Annotated in this window: 15 protein-coding genes; 4 read left to right on the top strand and 11 right to left on the bottom strand. The window is 67.6% G+C overall.

Annotation, left to right across the window (positions count from 1 at the left end; all coding sequences use genetic code 11):
• Window positions 1-77 precede the first annotated feature (77 nt).
• Both NLR35_RS29195 and NLR35_RS29200 read right to left on the bottom strand, forming a co-directional pair.
• On the bottom strand, window positions 78-770 hold the full coding sequence (locus NLR35_RS29195; protein ID WP_257170000.1) for a DUF2848 domain-containing protein: 693 nt from the start codon (window positions 768-770) through the stop codon (window positions 78-80).
• Window positions 771-840: 70 nt separating this feature from the next.
• A complete protein-coding gene (locus NLR35_RS29200) occupies window positions 841-2,166 on the bottom strand; it encodes a DUF3422 domain-containing protein (protein ID WP_257170001.1) in 1,326 nt (441 codons plus the stop codon).
• Window positions 2,167-2,764: 598 nt separating this feature from the next.
• On the opposite strand from NLR35_RS29200, the gene NLR35_RS29205 reads away from it, so the two are divergent.
• Window positions 2,765-4,069, top strand: coding sequence for a sorbosone dehydrogenase family protein (locus NLR35_RS29205; protein ID WP_257170002.1), 1,305 nt, complete (start codon window positions 2,765-2,767; stop codon window positions 4,067-4,069).
• A 107-nt stretch (window positions 4,070-4,176) separates the two neighbouring features.
• Here the strand turns inward: NLR35_RS29205 and NLR35_RS29210 are convergent, their stop codons facing one another.
• On the bottom strand, window positions 4,177-4,422 hold the full coding sequence (locus NLR35_RS29210) for a hypothetical protein (RefSeq protein ID WP_006614423.1): 246 nt from the start codon (window positions 4,420-4,422) through the stop codon (window positions 4,177-4,179).
• A gap of 213 nt (window positions 4,423-4,635) precedes the next feature.
• Here NLR35_RS29210 and NLR35_RS29215 point away from each other — a divergent pair, with 213 nt between their 5' ends.
• Window positions 4,636-4,809, top strand: a complete 174-nt coding sequence (locus tag NLR35_RS29215) for a hypothetical protein (protein WP_009030065.1) — start codon at window positions 4,636-4,638, stop codon at window positions 4,807-4,809.
• A gap of 152 nt (window positions 4,810-4,961) precedes the next feature.
• Here NLR35_RS29215 and NLR35_RS29220 read toward each other — a convergent pair whose 3' ends face one another.
• Window positions 4,962-5,777 (bottom strand): NAD-dependent protein deacetylase, encoded by an 816-nt coding sequence (locus NLR35_RS29220; RefSeq protein ID WP_257170073.1) that lies wholly within the window; start codon window positions 5,775-5,777, stop codon window positions 4,962-4,964.
• Between the two features lie 113 nt (window positions 5,778-5,890).
• Here NLR35_RS29220 and NLR35_RS29225 point away from each other — a divergent pair, with 113 nt between their 5' ends.
• Complete coding sequence (locus NLR35_RS29225; protein WP_257170003.1) at window positions 5,891-6,043, top strand: hypothetical protein; 153 nt, start codon at window positions 5,891-5,893, stop codon at window positions 6,041-6,043.
• Window positions 6,044-6,046: 3 nt separating this feature from the next.
• On the opposite strand, the gene NLR35_RS29230 is transcribed toward NLR35_RS29225, so the two are convergent.
• The 5 genes from NLR35_RS29230 to NLR35_RS29250 are packed head-to-tail and all read right to left on the bottom strand — an operon-like array spanning window position 6,047 to window position 10,727.
• Window positions 6,047-6,952 (bottom strand): polysaccharide deacetylase family protein, encoded by a 906-nt coding sequence (locus tag NLR35_RS29230; RefSeq protein WP_257170004.1) that lies wholly within the window; start codon window positions 6,950-6,952, stop codon window positions 6,047-6,049.
• A gap of 4 nt (window positions 6,953-6,956) precedes the next feature.
• Window positions 6,957-7,757 carry an ABC transporter permease gene (locus NLR35_RS29235; RefSeq protein WP_257170005.1) on the bottom strand — a complete coding sequence of 267 codons (801 nt, stop codon included), beginning with the start codon at window positions 7,755-7,757 and terminating at the stop codon, window positions 6,957-6,959.
• Window positions 7,754-8,620 carry an ABC transporter permease gene (locus tag NLR35_RS29240; RefSeq protein ID WP_257170006.1) on the bottom strand — a complete coding sequence of 289 codons (867 nt, stop codon included), beginning with the start codon at window positions 8,618-8,620 and terminating at the stop codon, window positions 7,754-7,756. Before NLR35_RS29240 ends, NLR35_RS29235 begins: the two co-directional genes overlap by 4 nt.
• Window positions 8,617-9,696 carry an ABC transporter ATP-binding protein gene (locus NLR35_RS29245; RefSeq protein ID WP_257170007.1) on the bottom strand — a complete coding sequence of 360 codons (1,080 nt, stop codon included), beginning with the start codon at window positions 9,694-9,696 and terminating at the stop codon, window positions 8,617-8,619. Before NLR35_RS29245 ends, NLR35_RS29240 begins: the two co-directional genes overlap by 4 nt.
• Complete coding sequence (locus tag NLR35_RS29250) at window positions 9,693-10,727, bottom strand: extracellular solute-binding protein (protein WP_257170008.1); 1,035 nt, start codon at window positions 10,725-10,727, stop codon at window positions 9,693-9,695. The genes NLR35_RS29245 and NLR35_RS29250 overlap by 4 nt, the downstream gene beginning before the upstream one ends.
• A 197-nt stretch (window positions 10,728-10,924) precedes the next feature.
• Between NLR35_RS29250 and NLR35_RS29255 the strand changes: the two genes are divergently transcribed.
• On the top strand, window positions 10,925-11,671 hold the full coding sequence (locus NLR35_RS29255) for a GntR family transcriptional regulator (RefSeq protein WP_257170009.1): 747 nt from the start codon (window positions 10,925-10,927) through the stop codon (window positions 11,669-11,671).
• Window positions 11,672-11,687: 16 nt separating this feature from the next.
• Here the strand turns inward: NLR35_RS29255 and NLR35_RS29260 are convergent, their stop codons facing one another.
• Together NLR35_RS29260 and NLR35_RS29265 are read right to left on the bottom strand one after the other, a co-directional pair.
• Window positions 11,688-13,289 carry a hypothetical protein gene (locus NLR35_RS29260; RefSeq protein WP_257170074.1) on the bottom strand — a complete coding sequence of 534 codons (1,602 nt, stop codon included), beginning with the start codon at window positions 13,287-13,289 and terminating at the stop codon, window positions 11,688-11,690.
• A gap of 324 nt (window positions 13,290-13,613) precedes the next feature.
• Window positions 13,614-15,122, bottom strand: coding sequence for a bifunctional class I SAM-dependent methyltransferase/glycosyltransferase family 2 protein (locus tag NLR35_RS29265; protein WP_257170010.1), 1,509 nt, complete (start codon window positions 15,120-15,122; stop codon window positions 13,614-13,616).
• Window positions 15,123-15,200: the final 78 nt, after the last annotated feature.

Raw genomic sequence — 15,200 nt, forward strand, 5'->3', positions numbered from 1 at the left:
CGCGCATGACGGCACGCGCCAGAGGGCGCGCCTTTGACACTTTGGAGCCGCACGCGATCGTGATCGCGCGGTTATCCTCAGCCTGCGATGACCAGCTGATGAACCGCGTAGCCGTGGCGGATGACGCCGTTCAGCACGGGATCGACCAGCTCGAAGTCGAAACGATCGGCCGGACGGATGCCACCCTTGGCTGCGAAGGTGCCGCCGAACATCGCGGTGCCTTCGGGCATTCCGGCCTCGCCATGGCGGCGCGCGACCAGATCGGACGGCGCCAGCATGCCGCTCAGCGCGCCCTCCTGGTACAGCACGCGCTCGCCATTGATGGTGGCGTAGGCGCGCAGCATCAGCTGGTCCCAATGGGCGGCGACGTCGTCGACCAGCCACAGCTCGGGCGCGACGGGCTTGTCGCACATCTGCTTGGAGACGGTGATGTTGTAGGTCTCGACCTTGCGATCGGTATGATCGGAGCCGACCCCGACGAGCAGCCGGCCGCCGGATTTCACCAGCACGAACTCGACCTCACCCGAGGAGTCGCCGCCGCTGACCTCGATGGTCTCGGCCACCGTCAGCCGGCTGGCCGCGACCTCGTAATAGATCGGCGTCGTCGCCGGCCGGGGAATGCCGAGCTCTTCCAGCTCGGCGATGTGCTTGTCGCGCGCGACCGGATCGCGCCCGGTCCAGCCGGCGATGACGAGGCGGTTGAACGTGACCGGCTGCCGCACCGCTGCGCCGTTGGCGTGAACCAGGAAGTCGATCGTCGTGCCGCTCATCGTGTCATTGCCCCTGTCAGATCAGCCCGCCGATTAGCCGCACCGTCGCGCGCTGGCAAGCATCCTGCCCTCACTCCTTGCCCGCCTTCTCCGCTTCGTGGTCCTCCTTCAGGTGCCGCTTGCGGATCTGGTGCGTGGTGAACCAGATCAGCGCGATCGCGACCGGCACGAAGGCGGCGGTGGCGAAAGTCGGATCGACGTGCAGGCCGGCGTCATGCGCGCCCTTGGCGAGATAGCCGAACAGGCTGACGACGTAATAGCCGATCGCGGCCACCGACAGGCCTTCGACGGTGCTCTGCAGGCGCAGTTGCAGCTTGGTGCGCTCGTTCATCGAGCGCAAGAGGTCGCGGTTCTGCTCCTCCAGCTCGACGTCGACGCGGGTGCGCAGGAGGTCGGCGGCGCGCGCCAGCTTGCGCGACAGATTGTCCTGCCGTCGCTCCAGCGTGTTGAGCGTGCGCATCGCCGGCGCGATGCGTCGCGACAGGAACGACGACCAGCTCGAATAGGGCGTGACCGGCTCGCCCTCGATCACGCTGAGCCGCGCCTGCACCAGGTCCCAATAGGCGCGGCTGGCGCCGAAGCGGAACAGCGAGCCGGTGGCGCCGCGCTCCAGCGACGCCGCGAGTTCGGTGAGTTCGTCGAGCAGGTGGTTGTTGATCTTCAGCGTCTCGGCGCCCTGCATCTCCGCCAGGACCTCGCCGAGCCGCCGCTCGATGCGATCGACCTGGGGCGCCAGCTCCAGCGCGGCGGGCAGGCCGAGCAGCGCCAGCGTCCGATAGGTCTCGAGCTCCAGCACGCGCTGCACCAGCGCGCCGAGGCGTTCGGGCGTCGGCCCCTCGATGCAGACGAGGATGCGGGTGAAGCCGTCGGCGTCGAGCCGGAAGTCAGAGGCGAGCGCGCCGATCGAGCCCTTGACGGCAACGAGCGCGAGACTGCTCTTGTCGAACAGCGCCTCCGCGCGCTTGACCGGATCGGTGGCGCTCTCGACCCCGAGCTTGACCGCGACCAGCAGCTCGCCCTTCAGCCTCAGCGACGCGATCAGCCCTTGCAGCTCCGGCGCGATCTCGCCGAAGGCGAGCTTCGGCGCATGGGCCGGCGGGCTCCAGATCCAGGTGAAGGTCGCGAACTCCGAATGCTGCTCCCAGCGCAGCCGCGCGGAGCCGATGACCACCTGATGATGCTTGATGCCCGGCTCCGGCGCCGGCGCGCCATGGCGGGCGCAGAACGAGGCGAGGCTGTCGCGATCGGCGTTCGCGCTGTCGGCTTTGGCCATGACGGCGAAGCGGATGACGGAGACCGGCTGCGTGAGCGGCGTGAACGGCCGCGCATGGACTTCGTTGAGCACGCTCTCGCGCAGGGAATGCTGGGTGAACGCGGACATGTCGAGCGCGGTCATGGACAAGCTCCGCGGCTCATGATGCGTCGGGCCGGTGGGGCGATCTGCTTCCATGGTCCCACCGCGATGCGCGACGCATCCGATGCCGTCACGCTTGAAATGATCACCCCCACCATTCCGCACTCCGCCTCCCCTTGGCTCCGCGCACGTCGCACGTGTTGCCACCACTGTAGCGCAATTCGATGACGACGCCACGGTTGGAGCGATGTGCACGGCCAGCGATGGCGCAGCGGCCCGCGCGACAACACCCGCCGTCGTCCCGGCGAAGGCCGGACCCATACCGCGTGATCTGTCGAGGGATGTCGCTGCCAGTTGCCTGCCTCATGCCCGCCGGTGGCTATGCGTCCCGGCGTTCGCCGGACGACCGGCGTGGGCCACATCGCAGCTCCAATCGGACTCCTAAGCCGGAGCGATCGCCACACCCCTCCGCTCCCCGCAAGGGAATGGGAGCAATACTGCCGCTGGGGTTCCGCAGCCCCCATGCGCGGCGCACGCAGTTGTCACGTTGGGCGTGGTAGATCATAACAGCATCGTCTTTTCCGCCCATCGCCCGATGGCCGCTCACCCCATTCGTCTGCCCAAGCCCGACAGGACTCCCATGACCACGCTTTCCTCCATCGTCGCGCGCGGTGTCGCGCTGGTTGGCAATGCGGCGCTGCAGTGGCGCAAATTGCAGGGGGACACGCCGGCGCCGGCATGGGGCGCCGCGCCGCAGATTCCGCAAGCCAAGCCGCAGGGGATGCTGCCGACCTTGAAGATGCCGACGGCGCGGGGCTGGCGCGACGGCGAAAAGCCGGTGGCGGCGCCGGGGCTGAAGGTGAATGCGTTCGCGACCGGGCTCGACCATCCGCGCTGGATCTACGCGATGCCTGACAAGTCGGTGCTGATTGCGGAAGCGACGCAGGTGCCGAGCCCGGTGCGCAACATGTTCGGCTATGCGATGCAGGCGACGATGCGCCGCGCCGCAGCCCTCGGCGTCAGCGCCAACCGCATCACGCGGCTGGTCGATGCCGACGGCGACGGCACCGCCGAGCGGCGCAACGCGTTCATGGAGAATCTCAGCCAGCCGTTCGGCATGGCGCTGGTGGGCGACACCTTCTATGTCGGCAACACCGACGGCATCGTCGCCTTCCCCTACTCTGCCGGCGCCGAGCGCATCAGCGCGGCCGGCAAGCGTCTCACCACGTTCAAGCCGGGCGGGCACTGGACGCGCAGCCTGCTGGTCAGCCCCGACGGCACCAAGATCTATGCCGGCGTCGGCTCGCTCAGCAACATCGCCGAGCAGGGCATGGAGGTGGAGAAGGGCCGCGCCTGCATCTATGAGCTGGACATCGCGAGCGGCGCCTCGCGCATCTTCGCGGCCGGCCTGCGCAATGCGGTCGGGCTGGCGTTCGAGCCGTCGACGAAGGTGCTGTGGACCGTGGTCAACGAGCGCGACGGGCTCGGCGACGAGACGCCGCCGGACTACCTGACCTCAGTACGCGAGGGCGGCTTCTATGGCTGGCCGTATTGCTATTGGGGCAAGACGGTCGACGACCGCGTGCCGCAGGACCCCGCGCTGGTCGCCACCGCGCTGACGCCGGACTACGCGCTCGGCGGCCACACCGCCTCGCTCGGCCTGTGCTGGCTGCCGGCGGGCACCCTGCCCGGCTTCCCGCAGGGCATGGTGATCGGCCAGCACGGCTCGTGGAACCGCAGCAAACTGTCGGGCTACAAGGTCGTGTTCATCCCGTTCGAGAACGGCAAGCCGTCGGGCCCGGCGCGCGACATCCTCTCCGGCTTCCTCGCGCCCGACGAGAGCTTCTCCTATGGCCGCCCGGTCGGCGTGACGCTCGGCCCGGACGGCTCGCTGTTGGTCGCCGACGACGTCGGCAACTGCATCTGGCGGGTGACGGCGGCGTGAGCAGGCACCCGCGCTGAGATCTGTCGGACGAGCCGGCCACAGCGACTTCATTTGACCTCTAACCGATGGGGAGAGGTGGTCCTCGTCCCGCGCCATCGCATGCCTGGTTAGTCGTGGCCGTAATATTGGCGATTGCAGTAGCGCCGGCCGGCTTCGCGGCGTTGCGCCTGCACGGCCGGCGAGGCATTGGCGGGCGTGAAGAAGCCGCCGTTCACGAGCTGCAGGCAGCGGATGTAGTCCTTGTTCTGCAGCCACTCCCAGCCGGCATTGGCCGGCGAAGCCGGGGCTGACGCGAGCAGGCCGGCGGTCGCAACGATGGCTGCGGCGGCGAGGAGGCGAAGGCTGGAGATCATGACCGTGTCCCTTGTTGCTTGAGGCTGCACTGTGCAGCCGATGCGGGGATCATGACGCCGGCGGCGCACGGCGTCCGTGACGGTCCGCACACAGGGGTGACGCACCTCGCGCGCCGGCACGCGGTGACGTGAGCGCCTGCGGCGAGCTGCTGGGGAACCCGGCTCTGACAGGGCCGTTGTCGCCGGGACAGCAATCACCCCGAGGAGAGAGCCATGGCCGACAACGTCAATCCGAACCAGAAGCAGCCCGGCGAGAAGCAGGAAGGGCAGTATCACTATAATCCTGGCAATCAGTCGGGGAAGACGATCGATGTGGGCAAGCCGGAGGGCGAGCAGGTCAACAACAAGGACCGCATCGAGCAGCGCGAGGAGCCGCAGTCGCGGTGAGATCTCTGGACCTCACTTCTCGTCATGTCCGGGCTTGACCCGCCTGCGCGGCCGCAGCCGCTTCGGCGCGGCGAAGGCCCGGGCATCCATCTTCTTGCGAAAAGTGATGGATGGCCGGGTCAAGCCCGGCCATGACTCTGAGAGATCACGGCCTACCCCTCCAGCAAGAACGCCAGCGCCTCATCGCACGGCGCCTCGACCTTCATCGACAACAGATCATCAGCCCGCGTGCGGCCGAGGTTGACGGCGGCGATGGGGATGTTGCGGTCGGCGGCGGCCCGGACGAACCGGAAGCCGGAATAGACCATCAGCGAGGTGCCGACGACGAGCATCGCATCGGCCTGATCGACGTGATCGCGCGCGGTCGCGACGACGTCGCGCGGCACGGTTTCCCCGAAGAACACCACGTCGGGCTTGAGGATGCCGCCGCAGGCGCGGCAGGCCGGCACGGTGAAATCAGCGAAATCGACGCCGTCCAGATCCGCATCGCCATCGGGCGCGGAGGCCGCGTCATGCGCGAGCCAATGCGGATTGGCATGCGCCAGTTCATCCTGGAACGCGGCGCGCGACAAGGTCGCGCCGCAGCCCATGCAGCGCACCCGATCGAGCCGGCCGTGCAGATCGATGACGTTGCTGGCGCCGGCGGCCTGATGCAGGCGGTCGACGTTCTGCGTCACCAGCAGCGAGCTCTTGCCCTGCGCCTCCAGCCGCGCCAGCGCGCGATGGGCGCCGTTCGGCTGCGCGCGGCCGAAGCGGCGCCAGCCCACCATGCTGCGCGCCCAATAGCGGCGGCGGGTGTCGTCGGCGCCCATGAAGGCCTGGTAGGTCACCGGCGGCGTGCGTTTCCACTGGCCGTCGGTGTCGCGGTAATCGGGAATGCCGGAATTGGTGCTGCAGCCCGCGCCGGTGAGAACGACGATACGGCTGTGACTGTCGAGGAAGGATTTGAGCGCTGAGGGATCGACCATGGCCTCGCACATGTAGTCGCCGGAACCGGCCTGCGCCAGACCGTCGCAGCGCCGGGCGATTGCGCTCTGAACCATTGCGGACGACCGGTCTTATCCTCGCGGGAGGACCTGCGATGACGCCACGCAACGGACACGACCGCGGCCTTTGGCCGCTGGAGGAGCTCGACGAGGACGCGCCTGTCGAGGAGGGACGCGACCTTGCCAACGGCGAAGGCGGCGACATCGAGCTGCCGCTCACGCCGGACGATCTCGCCGAGGACGACTAAGCCTCAGTCCGGCGGCGGCACCGTCGCGAGCCAGTGCCGGGCGATGTCGGCGCGCGGCGCGATCCACGCCGCACCGCTGCCGGTGATGTGCGCGAGAATGCGATCGAGCGCGCCGATCCGGCCGGGCCGGCCGATCATGCGCAGATGCAGTCCGATCGAGAGCATCTTCGGCGCCGTCGCGCCTTCGCGCACGAGCCAGTCGAAGGCGTCGATGACGTAGTCGGCGAAATCGGCGCCCCGGAAGCGCGAGCCGTTGAAAAACTGCATGTCATTGCTGTCGAACGCGTAAGGCAGCACGAGATGCGGCCGGCCGGCGACCTCGACGTAATACGGCAGATCATCGTTATAGGCGTCGCTGTCGTAGAGGAAACCGCCTTGCTCGACCAGCAGCCGGCGCGTGCTCGGCGAGCTCGCCGAGCGCGTGTGCCAGCCGAGCGGCGGCTTGCCCGTGACGCGCTTGATCGTGTCGACGGTGCGCGCGATCACGCGACGCTCCTCGGCCTCTTCCATGCCGGCATGGCTTTCCCAGCGCCAACCATGCGCTGAGATCTCGTGGCCGCGTGCGACCGCATCGCGGGCGAGTGCGGGCGAACGCTCCACCGCGCGGCCGCAGGCGCTGACGGTGACCTTGACCGCGTGGGCGTCGAACAGATCCATGATCCGCCACCACGCGGCGCGCGTGCCGTATTCGAAATGGCTGTCGATGCAGGGATCAGGGCCGTCCAGCCGGTGCACGACCTCGTAGATCGCCTCGTTACCAGCATCGCCGTCGGAGATGGAGAATTCCGAGCCCTCTTCGAAATTCACCACCAGTGACACCGCGACGCGCGCGTTGTCAGGCCAATGCGGATGCGGCGGCTTGCCGGCATAGCCAACGAGATCACGGCGGAAGGCGGATCGTGAGCTCATGCGATCAATCCGCGGTTCCGGCCATGCGGTGCAGCCCGACCAGGCGATCGCTGATCAGCAGCAGCACGAGTGTGCCGGCGAGAATGAGGGTGGAGAGCGCGGCGAGCGTCGGATCGGGCGCCTCCTCGATATATTGCAGCATGCGGATCGGCAGCGTCTTGGAGCGCACGTCGGTGAGGAAGATCGAGACCGGATAATTGTCAAACGAAGCCAGCAGGCTGAACAGGCCCGATATCAGGAACGACGGCGCCAGCGCCGGCACCATCACTCTGATCACGCTGCCGGCATAGGTGCAGCCGAGCGTGCGCGCGGCCTCGATCAGCGTGAAGTCGAAGCGCGACAACCCGGCGATCATGGTGCGAGCGACGTAAGGCAACGTCACCACGAGATGCGCCACCAGCAGCGCGCTCCAGGTCGCGGTGAAACCGATCATGCGGAAGTATTGCAGCAGCGCGATGCCGAGCACGAGGCCGGGCATCATCAAGGGCGACACCAGCAGCGTGCCGAGTGCGGTGGCTCCCGGCAGCTTGCCACGGGCAATCGCGATCGCGGCAAGCGTGCCGGCGACCAGCGACAGCGCGGTCGAGAGCAGCGCGATCTGCAGCGACAGGAACAGCGACGGCCAGAAGCCGTCGAGCCGGCCGATGCGGCCATACCAGCGCAGCGACGCGCCGGACAGCGGCAGGTCGAACACCGGCGTCGGTGAGAACGATGCGGCGGCGATGACGGCGAGCGGCAGCACCAGGAACAGCGCCAGGCCGATCGCGAGCACCCAACAAACGACGATCGCTGCACGCGTCATCATTTCGGCTCCCGTGACAACAGCGTGCTGAGGGCTACGACGACGACCGCAATCGCCAGCAGCACCACGCCGGCCGCGGCGCCGAAGCCGGGGTCGCGCGCCAGGAGATAGGCCTTGGCGATGGTGGTCGCGAGCGTCGGATATTTCTCGCCGATCAGCAGCGTCGGTACGACATAGGCGGACACCGAGAGCGAGAACACCAGCGCGACACCGGCGATGATGCCGGGCAAGGTCAGCGGCAGGATGACACGAAGGAACACCACGGCCGGCGAGGCGCCGAGCGTGGCCGCGGCTTCCGCATAGCGGCCGTCGAGCTGCGCCACCACGGCGTAGATCGGCAGCACCATGAACGGCAGGAAGATGTTGACGGCGCCGATGATCAGCGCGGTCTGGGTGAAGATCATCCGGATCGGGTCCTCGATGATCCCGAGTGCGATCAGCACCGTGTTGATGAGGCCGTCGCTGCGCAACAGGATCGTCCAGGCGAAGGCCTTGACGATCACCGAGGCCGCGAGTGGCAGGAACAAGGTGGCGAGCAGGGCCGACCGTAACGGTCCGCGCGCACGCGCCAGCGCGAAGGCGGCGGGATAGGAGATGACGAAGGCGATCAGCGTCGTCAGCAGGCCGAGCCGCAGCGAATTCCAGATGACACCGAGATAATAGGGCGTGCCGAGCAGCCGGACATAATGTGCCGTGGTGGGGCCGCCCTTGGAATCGAGCACGCTGACACCGAGCAGCAGCGCCAGCGGCAGCACGAACACCACCGCAATGATCAGCACGGAAGGCGCGACGAAGCCGAGGGCGGCGAGCCGCTCGCGATCCGGCGCAGGCTTGACGACGGGCGCTGATAGCACGGCTTCGGTCATGGCGCGGCCTCCGCGGCGAAGGCGAAGGTCTCCGCCACCGGCCAGGCGAAGCGGACCTCGTCATGCACGCGCGGCACCTCGGCCTCGCGCCCGGATAGTTCGGCCAACAAGCTGGCGCCTGCGCCGGCGTCGACATCGACGAGCGTGCGCGAGCCCTGGAACACGACCGAGCGCACGCGGCCGGCCGCGGAGTTCGCGCCGGCGTCAGCGCCGAGCCGGAGCTGCTCCGGCCGCGTCGCCACGATCACCGAGGCGCCCGGCTGGAACGCACCGCGGGCCGACAGCCGCCCGACCGGCGTCACGACTTCGACCATGCCGTCCTGCGCGCCGACCACCTGTCCCGCGATGCGCGTCGACAGGCCGACGAAGTTCAGCGCGAACAGGCTCGCCGGTCGCGCATACAGCTCGCGCGGTGCGGCGAGCTGCTCGATACGGCCCTTGTTCATGACGGCGACGCGGTCCGACATCGTGAGCGCCTCGTCCTGGTCGTGGGTGACGAAGATCGCCGTCGCCTTGACCTCCTGCAGCAGGCGGCGCAGCTCGACCTGCATCTCCTCGCGCAGCTTGCGATCGAGCGCCGACAGCGCCTCGTCGAACAGCAGCACGTCCGGCTCGACCGCGATCGCACGCGCCAGGGCGACGCGCTGCTGCTGGCCGCCCGACAAAGCCGAGATGCGGCGGCCGCCGAGATGGCCGAGCTTGACCAGCGCCAGCGCCCGCCGGACCGCAAGATCGATCTCCGCCTTGGGCGTGCCGCGCACCTTCAGCCCGAAGGCGACGTTGCCGGCGACGGTGAGATGCGGAAACAGCGCGTAGTTCTGGAACACGACTCCGACATTGCGCCGGTGCGGCGGCACATGGGTGACGTCGCGCCCGGCAAGAGCGATCGTCCCTGTGTCCGGCGGGGCGAGACCGGCGATCGCACGCAGCAGCGTGGTCTTGCCGCAGCCGGACGGGCCGAGCAGCGTGACAAGTTCACCGCGGCGGATGGTGAGGTCGACGCGTTCGAGCACGGTCGCCGCACCATAGCGCTTGGAAACTCCGCTGATGACGAGATGCGGCGCAGCCTCGCTCATGTCATCTCCTTGCTCCAGCGATCGACCCAGCCGGCGCGGTTCTTGGCGACGAACGCCCAGTCCGGCGCGAACAGCTTGGCCGGATCCGGGAAGCCGGCCGGGCGCGGCGTGCCCTGGTTGGTCGGCGCGACGAAGGCCTTGTCGGCGAGGATGGTCTGCGCCTCCGGGCTCAGGAAGAAGTCGATCACGGCATCGGCGAGATCGCCGGCGGGGCCGTTCGTCACCTTGGCGATCCCCGAGGGCATCGCGAAGCCGCCGTCGGCGGGAATCGCGAGATCGACCGGCGAGCCATCGGCTTTGCGGATCAGCGTGTAGGCCGAGAACTGGCCGCCGATCATCCAGGCCTCGCCCTGCTCCAGCAGATTGATGGCCTGCGGCGCGTTGGTATAGACGTTCAGCAGATTGGCCTTCAGGCTCTTCACCTTCTTGAAGGCGGCGTCGATCTCGTACTGCGCCTCCTTGTAGGGCTTGCCGGTCTCGAGATGCGCGGCGGCGAGCAGGGTCCAGAAGCCCTCGGTGTTCGACAGCGACGGCACGATGATCTTGGACTCGTATTTCGCGTCCCACAGGTCCGCCCAGCTGCCGGGTGCCGTCTTCATGCGCTTGCTGGAATAGGCGATGCCGGCCCACGGCTTCTGATAGTTGGCCCACAGCCCATCCTGGTGCACGGCGCCGTCGACCAGCTTGCCGAGATTGGGAATGCCCGAGGACGACATCTTGGTGATCAGCCCTTCGGACGCGGCCGGCAGCATCACCGGGTCATCCATGATCACGACCGAGATCTTCGGGCTCGCTTTGTCGGCCTGCATCTTCTGCAGATTGGTCAGCGAGTTCGTGCCCTCGTAGAGCACCTTGCAATCGAGCTTCTTCTCCAGCACCGGAAACAGATCGGCGTTGAAATATTTGGCGGCGCCGGCGGGACCGCCGATCACGATCTCTTTCGGGGCGGCCCGCACCAGCGAGGGCGCGGCGAAGGTGGCGGCGAAAGCCGCACCGGTTTTCAGGAGGCTGCGTCGGGAGAAGGCATGCATGAGAGGATCCCGTGTGAGCTGTCGCGTGGCTTGTCCGGAGGGATCAGCAAGCACCATGCCAAATGTGCACATTTTTTTATTATTAAGTAAATACAGAGGCTTGTCGTTCTGAAGCGCCGCGCGCACTGTCGGCCGCGGGCAGAATGTGCACATTTTTTGGAGGTGACCTGCCGCGCCTTTGGGCCTAGCAGAGACGCATGACCATGCGGGCGCAGCGAATCGGGAAGGCCAATCCCGCCGAAGACGAGGCGGTGTATCAGGCCATCCTGCGCGCGCTGCTGGAGGGCAAGCTCAAGGCCGGCACCAAGCTCGCCGAGACGCCGCTGGCGGCGATCTTCGGCGTGTCGCGCGAGCGCATCCGGAAAGTCCTGCACCGGCTCGGCGCCGAGCGGCGGCTGGAGATGATCCCGAACCGCGGCGCGCGCGTGCCGCGACCGACGCTCGAGGATGTCCGCCGGGTCTATGAGGCGCATCGCGTGCTCGAGGCGGGTGTGCTGAGCCAGCTGGTGCTGCGGATCGACAACGTCCTGCTCGCACGGCTCGACGCGCATCTCGCCGAAGAGCGTGCCGCTGCCCAGCGCGGCGACCGCGCCGCCTCGGTGCGGCTGTCGGGCGCGTTCCACGTCCATCTCGTTGATTCCCTCGGCAATCCGGAATTGTCGCGGATGCTGGGCGATCTGCTCAGCCGCTCCTCCGTGATGGTCTCGGTGTATGAGCCGGCGGCGCAGTCGATCTGCGCGGTCGACGAGCACGGCGCGATCGTCGCGGCGCTGCGCGACCGAGACCTGCTGCGCGCGATCGCGGTGTCGCGCGAGCACTTCCTGCATGTCGAGGGCCGGCTGCAGCTGGACGCCACCGAGAGCTCGGAGAGCGAGGATCTCGCGGCGATCTTCGCGCCGGTCAAACCACTGCGGCGCAAGGCGCGCTCGGCACAATCGGGATGACTGCGCCGGCGCATGGTCAACTCCGCGGCGGGCTGGTTGGCGCGCACCAGGGCAGCGCCAGACGCGGCAGGTAGTAGCCGCTCCACTCGCAGATCGGCTCGGGCCCCTGGCGCTTCAGCGCCATCTTGACCGGCTCAGCCTGGCTGACGCCGACATGCAGCACCAGCAGCGCCGCGCCGACCGGATAGGCGAAGCGGGAAAGGCTGACATCGACGAGGCGCTCGAGCAGGATCATGCCGGCGATGATGATCAGGGGATCGGTGAAGACGAAGTATTCCACCTTCAAACCGCGGCGAACGCCGAGCGTGTCGATGCCGATGGCGGCCAGCATCAGCAGCGTCGCCTGCAGCGCCACCTGCCGCTCGCCGCGCCTGAGGGCGATGGCGATGCCGGGGATGATCAGCCAGGTCAGGAACACGGTCGGCCGCGCCGAGGGCTGCAGCACGAAGGTGTAGCGCCTGACCACCCCGAGCAGGCCGGACAGCAGCAAGCCGATCGCGCCACTGATGCTGCCGGCCGCCTCCGGCGCGTCGACATAGGTGATCATCTTCTCCAGGGGATTGAGCACGACGACGACAGCGTTAAGGTCGTAGCTGAGATCGAGGGCCAGCAGGCCGATGGCCGCACCGGCCACAGCTGCGAGCAGCGCGGCGAGCGTCTCGGCTGCACTCACCCGCCACAACCGTGCGAACAACAGCATGCAGGCTGCGACGAGGCCGAGCAGCGCGAGCTGATAGAGGCCGAAGCGTCCGAGCAGCGGCTTGAGACCGGCGGCCGTGGCGTTCGCCGGAGCGAAGCCGGCTGTCAGCAACGGCCACGCGGCGCTTGCGGCAATGGTGGCAACGAGCGTTGCAGCCAGGACGACCGCCCAGGCGCGCCGCGTTCGCCAGAATGCCACGCTCGCGCTTGCCGCGCTGCCGAACGGCAGCACCAGCACGGGGATCGCCGCAATCATCAGAACCGCATGCACCTTGTTGGTGAGCCCGAGCATGCAGAGCATCGCGGCGAGCCCGACGACGAACGGACGGACGTTGCTGGCGTGCCGCGCGACGACGATCAGCAGCATCAAAGCGACAATACAGAACGAGGCCGCGATCATCTCGCTGCGCAGGATGCGCAGATGCATCTGCACCCCGCCGGAGAACGCGAAGGCGGCGACGGCCAGCATCGCGATGCGCCAGTCCGGCACCAGACGGCGGGCAAGAGCGGCAAAGGCGAGGAGGATGCCGCCCGCCGTGAGCAGCGCGGCCACGCGCCCGGCATGGACAGCGCTGATCATGGCAGCGTCGAACGCCGCACGATCCGATGCAGGCGGGATCGCCGACAAGGTCCAGGCGTCGAGCAGGCCGAACCGGTGCAGCCCGGCGAACCAGGCCTTGACCGAGAGGATGGTGAGATAGGCCGGGTGATCGAAGAACACCTGCGCGCCGCCGTCGTTCATGGCGAGCGCGTTGTAGATCACCATGAAATCCATGTCGGCGTTGCGCCAGTAGACGGTGAAATAGCCGGCGAGGAGAAACGAGAGCAGCGAGAGCAGCAGCGCCATCGCCACGCCGCCGCGCCAGCCGAACGGCGTGAGGCGGTCGAGCGGGTCGCGTGATGCGGTGACGGGCGCCATCGCGCATCCTGCCTCGGCTGCCGGCGTCAGGCGATTGAGGCGGGTCACCGCCGTCTCCCGCTGCAAAGATAGCGCCGGGTGTGGCCGTCCTTCGAGACGCCCGCCTTCGGCGGGCTCCTCAGGACGAGGACTGCCTTCGCGGTGACGCTCGAGACCCGCTCCATGACCACGCTTCTCGGCGTGCTCATGATCGGTGTGCAGTGCCGCCCTCGGCTTTTGACCCTCATGGTGAGGAGCGCCGTCTTCGGCGCGTCTCGAACCATGAGGCCCGGACCACCGCGATCGTCACGCTGCTTGCATTACCGGCAAGCGCCCCTCCCATTCTCAAATCGCCTTGATCTTGAAGAACGCGAACACGACCATCTTCAGCAGCATCCAGCCGTGGCGGAAGCGGGAGATCTGGGTTTCGCCGTAGCTGCGCGCAGCGTAGCGAATCGGCAGGTCGATGGTCTTGAGGTTCAATTTGGAGGCGCCGAAGATCAGGTCGAAATCGCCGAACGGATCGAAATCGCCGAAATAGGCTTTGCCGGCCTTCAGCCTGACATAGTCGCTGCGGCGGAGCACCTTGGTGCCGCACAGCGTATCCGTGTAGCGCTGGTTCAGGAGCCAGGAGAACAGATAGGAAAAGGTCTTGTTGGCGATCAGGTTGAGGAAGCGCATCGCGCCCTCGTCCATCGGATAAACCAGCCGTGAGCCGTTGACGAACTCGCCCTTGCCCGAGCGCAGCGCCTCGAAGAACTTCGGCAGCTGCTCCGGCGGCATGGTGAGGTCGGCGTCGAGGATCATCAGCACGTCGCCGCGCGCGGCGTCGAACGCGGTGAAGACCGCATCCGCCTTGCCCTTGCCGGGCTGGCGCATCAGCTTGATGTCGTGATCCGGAAAGGCGGCGCGGACCCGCTCCATCTCCTCATAGGTGCCATCCTTGCTGTGGCCCTCGATGAAGATGATCTCGATGTCCTTGCAAAACGCGGCGATGCGCTGCACGGCGGGCGCGATGTTGCCGCGCTCGTTACGCGCGGGGATCACGACCGTGGCCGAGCGGACATCGTCGGACACACAACGCATCGACCGCGCCACGACGTAGTGCCGCAGCGACAGCACGCGCAGACCGGGCAGCACGCTGAGGAAGCGGTTGGCGAAGCGGCCGACGCCGGCAAGCCGCAGCGGCGACAGCACGCGCTGCTCGGACTTCACCGGATCAAAATCCGCGAGAACAGCGAGATTGCGCAAATCAGCCGGCGACAGAACGTTCTGATCGGGCTGCGCCATGCGCAGGCCCATCGCCTCCGCGGCCTTCAGAAGCGGATACCAGAGGTGCGAGAAATGGCCGATGACGAGCCGGGTCTCGCGCGTGCACAGCGGATGAAGGTGCTCGATGAACCCTTGGCAGTCGTCGAGCGAGCCGATCGTGTCGAGCACCAGGATCACATCGAACGGGCCGGACACGGCCATGAACGTTGCGGGATTCTCGACGTCGCCGGCGATGAAGGTGAGATCGGGATGCCGGTCGCGCGCGATCGCGATCTGCCTGCTGCTGATATCGATGCCGACGCCGTAGGACGGCGCCAGCGCCGCCAAGGTGTCACCGATGCCGCAGCCGATCTCCAGCACGCGGCTGCCCGGCGGAATCAGGAAGCGCAGATAGCGCTCATCTTCCGCGTGGAAAAAGGCGGCCTGGTCACGCCAGATGGCGCGGGTCTCGGCGAAACGGTCGGCATGATCGAGGATGGCGGCCTTGCGCGGCGACAGGGCGATCGGCGCAGAGGTCTCGATGGCTGCGGCCCGCGGCTGCTCCCATTTGTCCTGCCGGACAGGCTCTCTCAATTCCGTCACCTGACACCATCCTTGTTGGACCGCATCCCTCTACGCCAGCCGCGTTGGGCGGAGTGATGGCGGAATTGGGGTGACGAG

The organism is Bradyrhizobium sp. SRS-191 (assembly GCF_024586915.1).
Lineage (GTDB): Bacteria > Pseudomonadota > Alphaproteobacteria > Rhizobiales > Xanthobacteraceae > Bradyrhizobium.

Coding starts and splice junctions, on each gene's coding strand:
- NLR35_RS29255 (WP_257170009.1), top strand. CDS start 10,925: ATGACCATGCGGGCGCAGCGAATCGGGAAGGCCAATCCCGCCGAAGAC.
- NLR35_RS29200 (WP_257170001.1), bottom strand. CDS start 2,166: ATGACCGCGCTCGACATGTCCGCGTTCACCCAGCATTCCCTGCGCGAG.
- NLR35_RS29240 (WP_257170006.1), bottom strand. CDS start 8,620: ATGACCGAAGCCGTGCTATCAGCGCCCGTCGTCAAGCCTGCGCCGGAT.
- NLR35_RS29220 (WP_257170073.1), bottom strand. CDS start 5,777: ATGGTCGATCCCTCAGCGCTCAAATCCTTCCTCGACAGTCACAGCCGT.
- NLR35_RS29235 (WP_257170005.1), bottom strand. CDS start 7,757: ATGATGACGCGTGCAGCGATCGTCGTTTGTTGGGTGCTCGCGATCGGC.
- NLR35_RS29260 (WP_257170074.1), bottom strand. CDS start 13,289: ATGGCGCCCGTCACCGCATCACGCGACCCGCTCGACCGCCTCACGCCG.
- NLR35_RS29215 (WP_009030065.1), top strand. CDS start 4,636: ATGGCCGACAACGTCAATCCGAACCAGAAGCAGCCCGGCGAGAAGCAG.
- NLR35_RS29210 (WP_006614423.1), bottom strand. CDS start 4,422: ATGATCTCCAGCCTTCGCCTCCTCGCCGCCGCAGCCATCGTTGCGACC.
- NLR35_RS29230 (WP_257170004.1), bottom strand. CDS start 6,952: ATGAGCTCACGATCCGCCTTCCGCCGTGATCTCGTTGGCTATGCCGGC.
- NLR35_RS29245 (WP_257170007.1), bottom strand. CDS start 9,696: ATGAGCGAGGCTGCGCCGCATCTCGTCATCAGCGGAGTTTCCAAGCGC.
- NLR35_RS29195 (WP_257170000.1), bottom strand. CDS start 770: ATGAGCGGCACGACGATCGACTTCCTGGTTCACGCCAACGGCGCAGCG.
- NLR35_RS29225 (WP_257170003.1), top strand. CDS start 5,891: ATGACGCCACGCAACGGACACGACCGCGGCCTTTGGCCGCTGGAGGAG.
- NLR35_RS29205 (WP_257170002.1), top strand. CDS start 2,765: ATGACCACGCTTTCCTCCATCGTCGCGCGCGGTGTCGCGCTGGTTGGC.
- NLR35_RS29250 (WP_257170008.1), bottom strand. CDS start 10,727: ATGCATGCCTTCTCCCGACGCAGCCTCCTGAAAACCGGTGCGGCTTTC.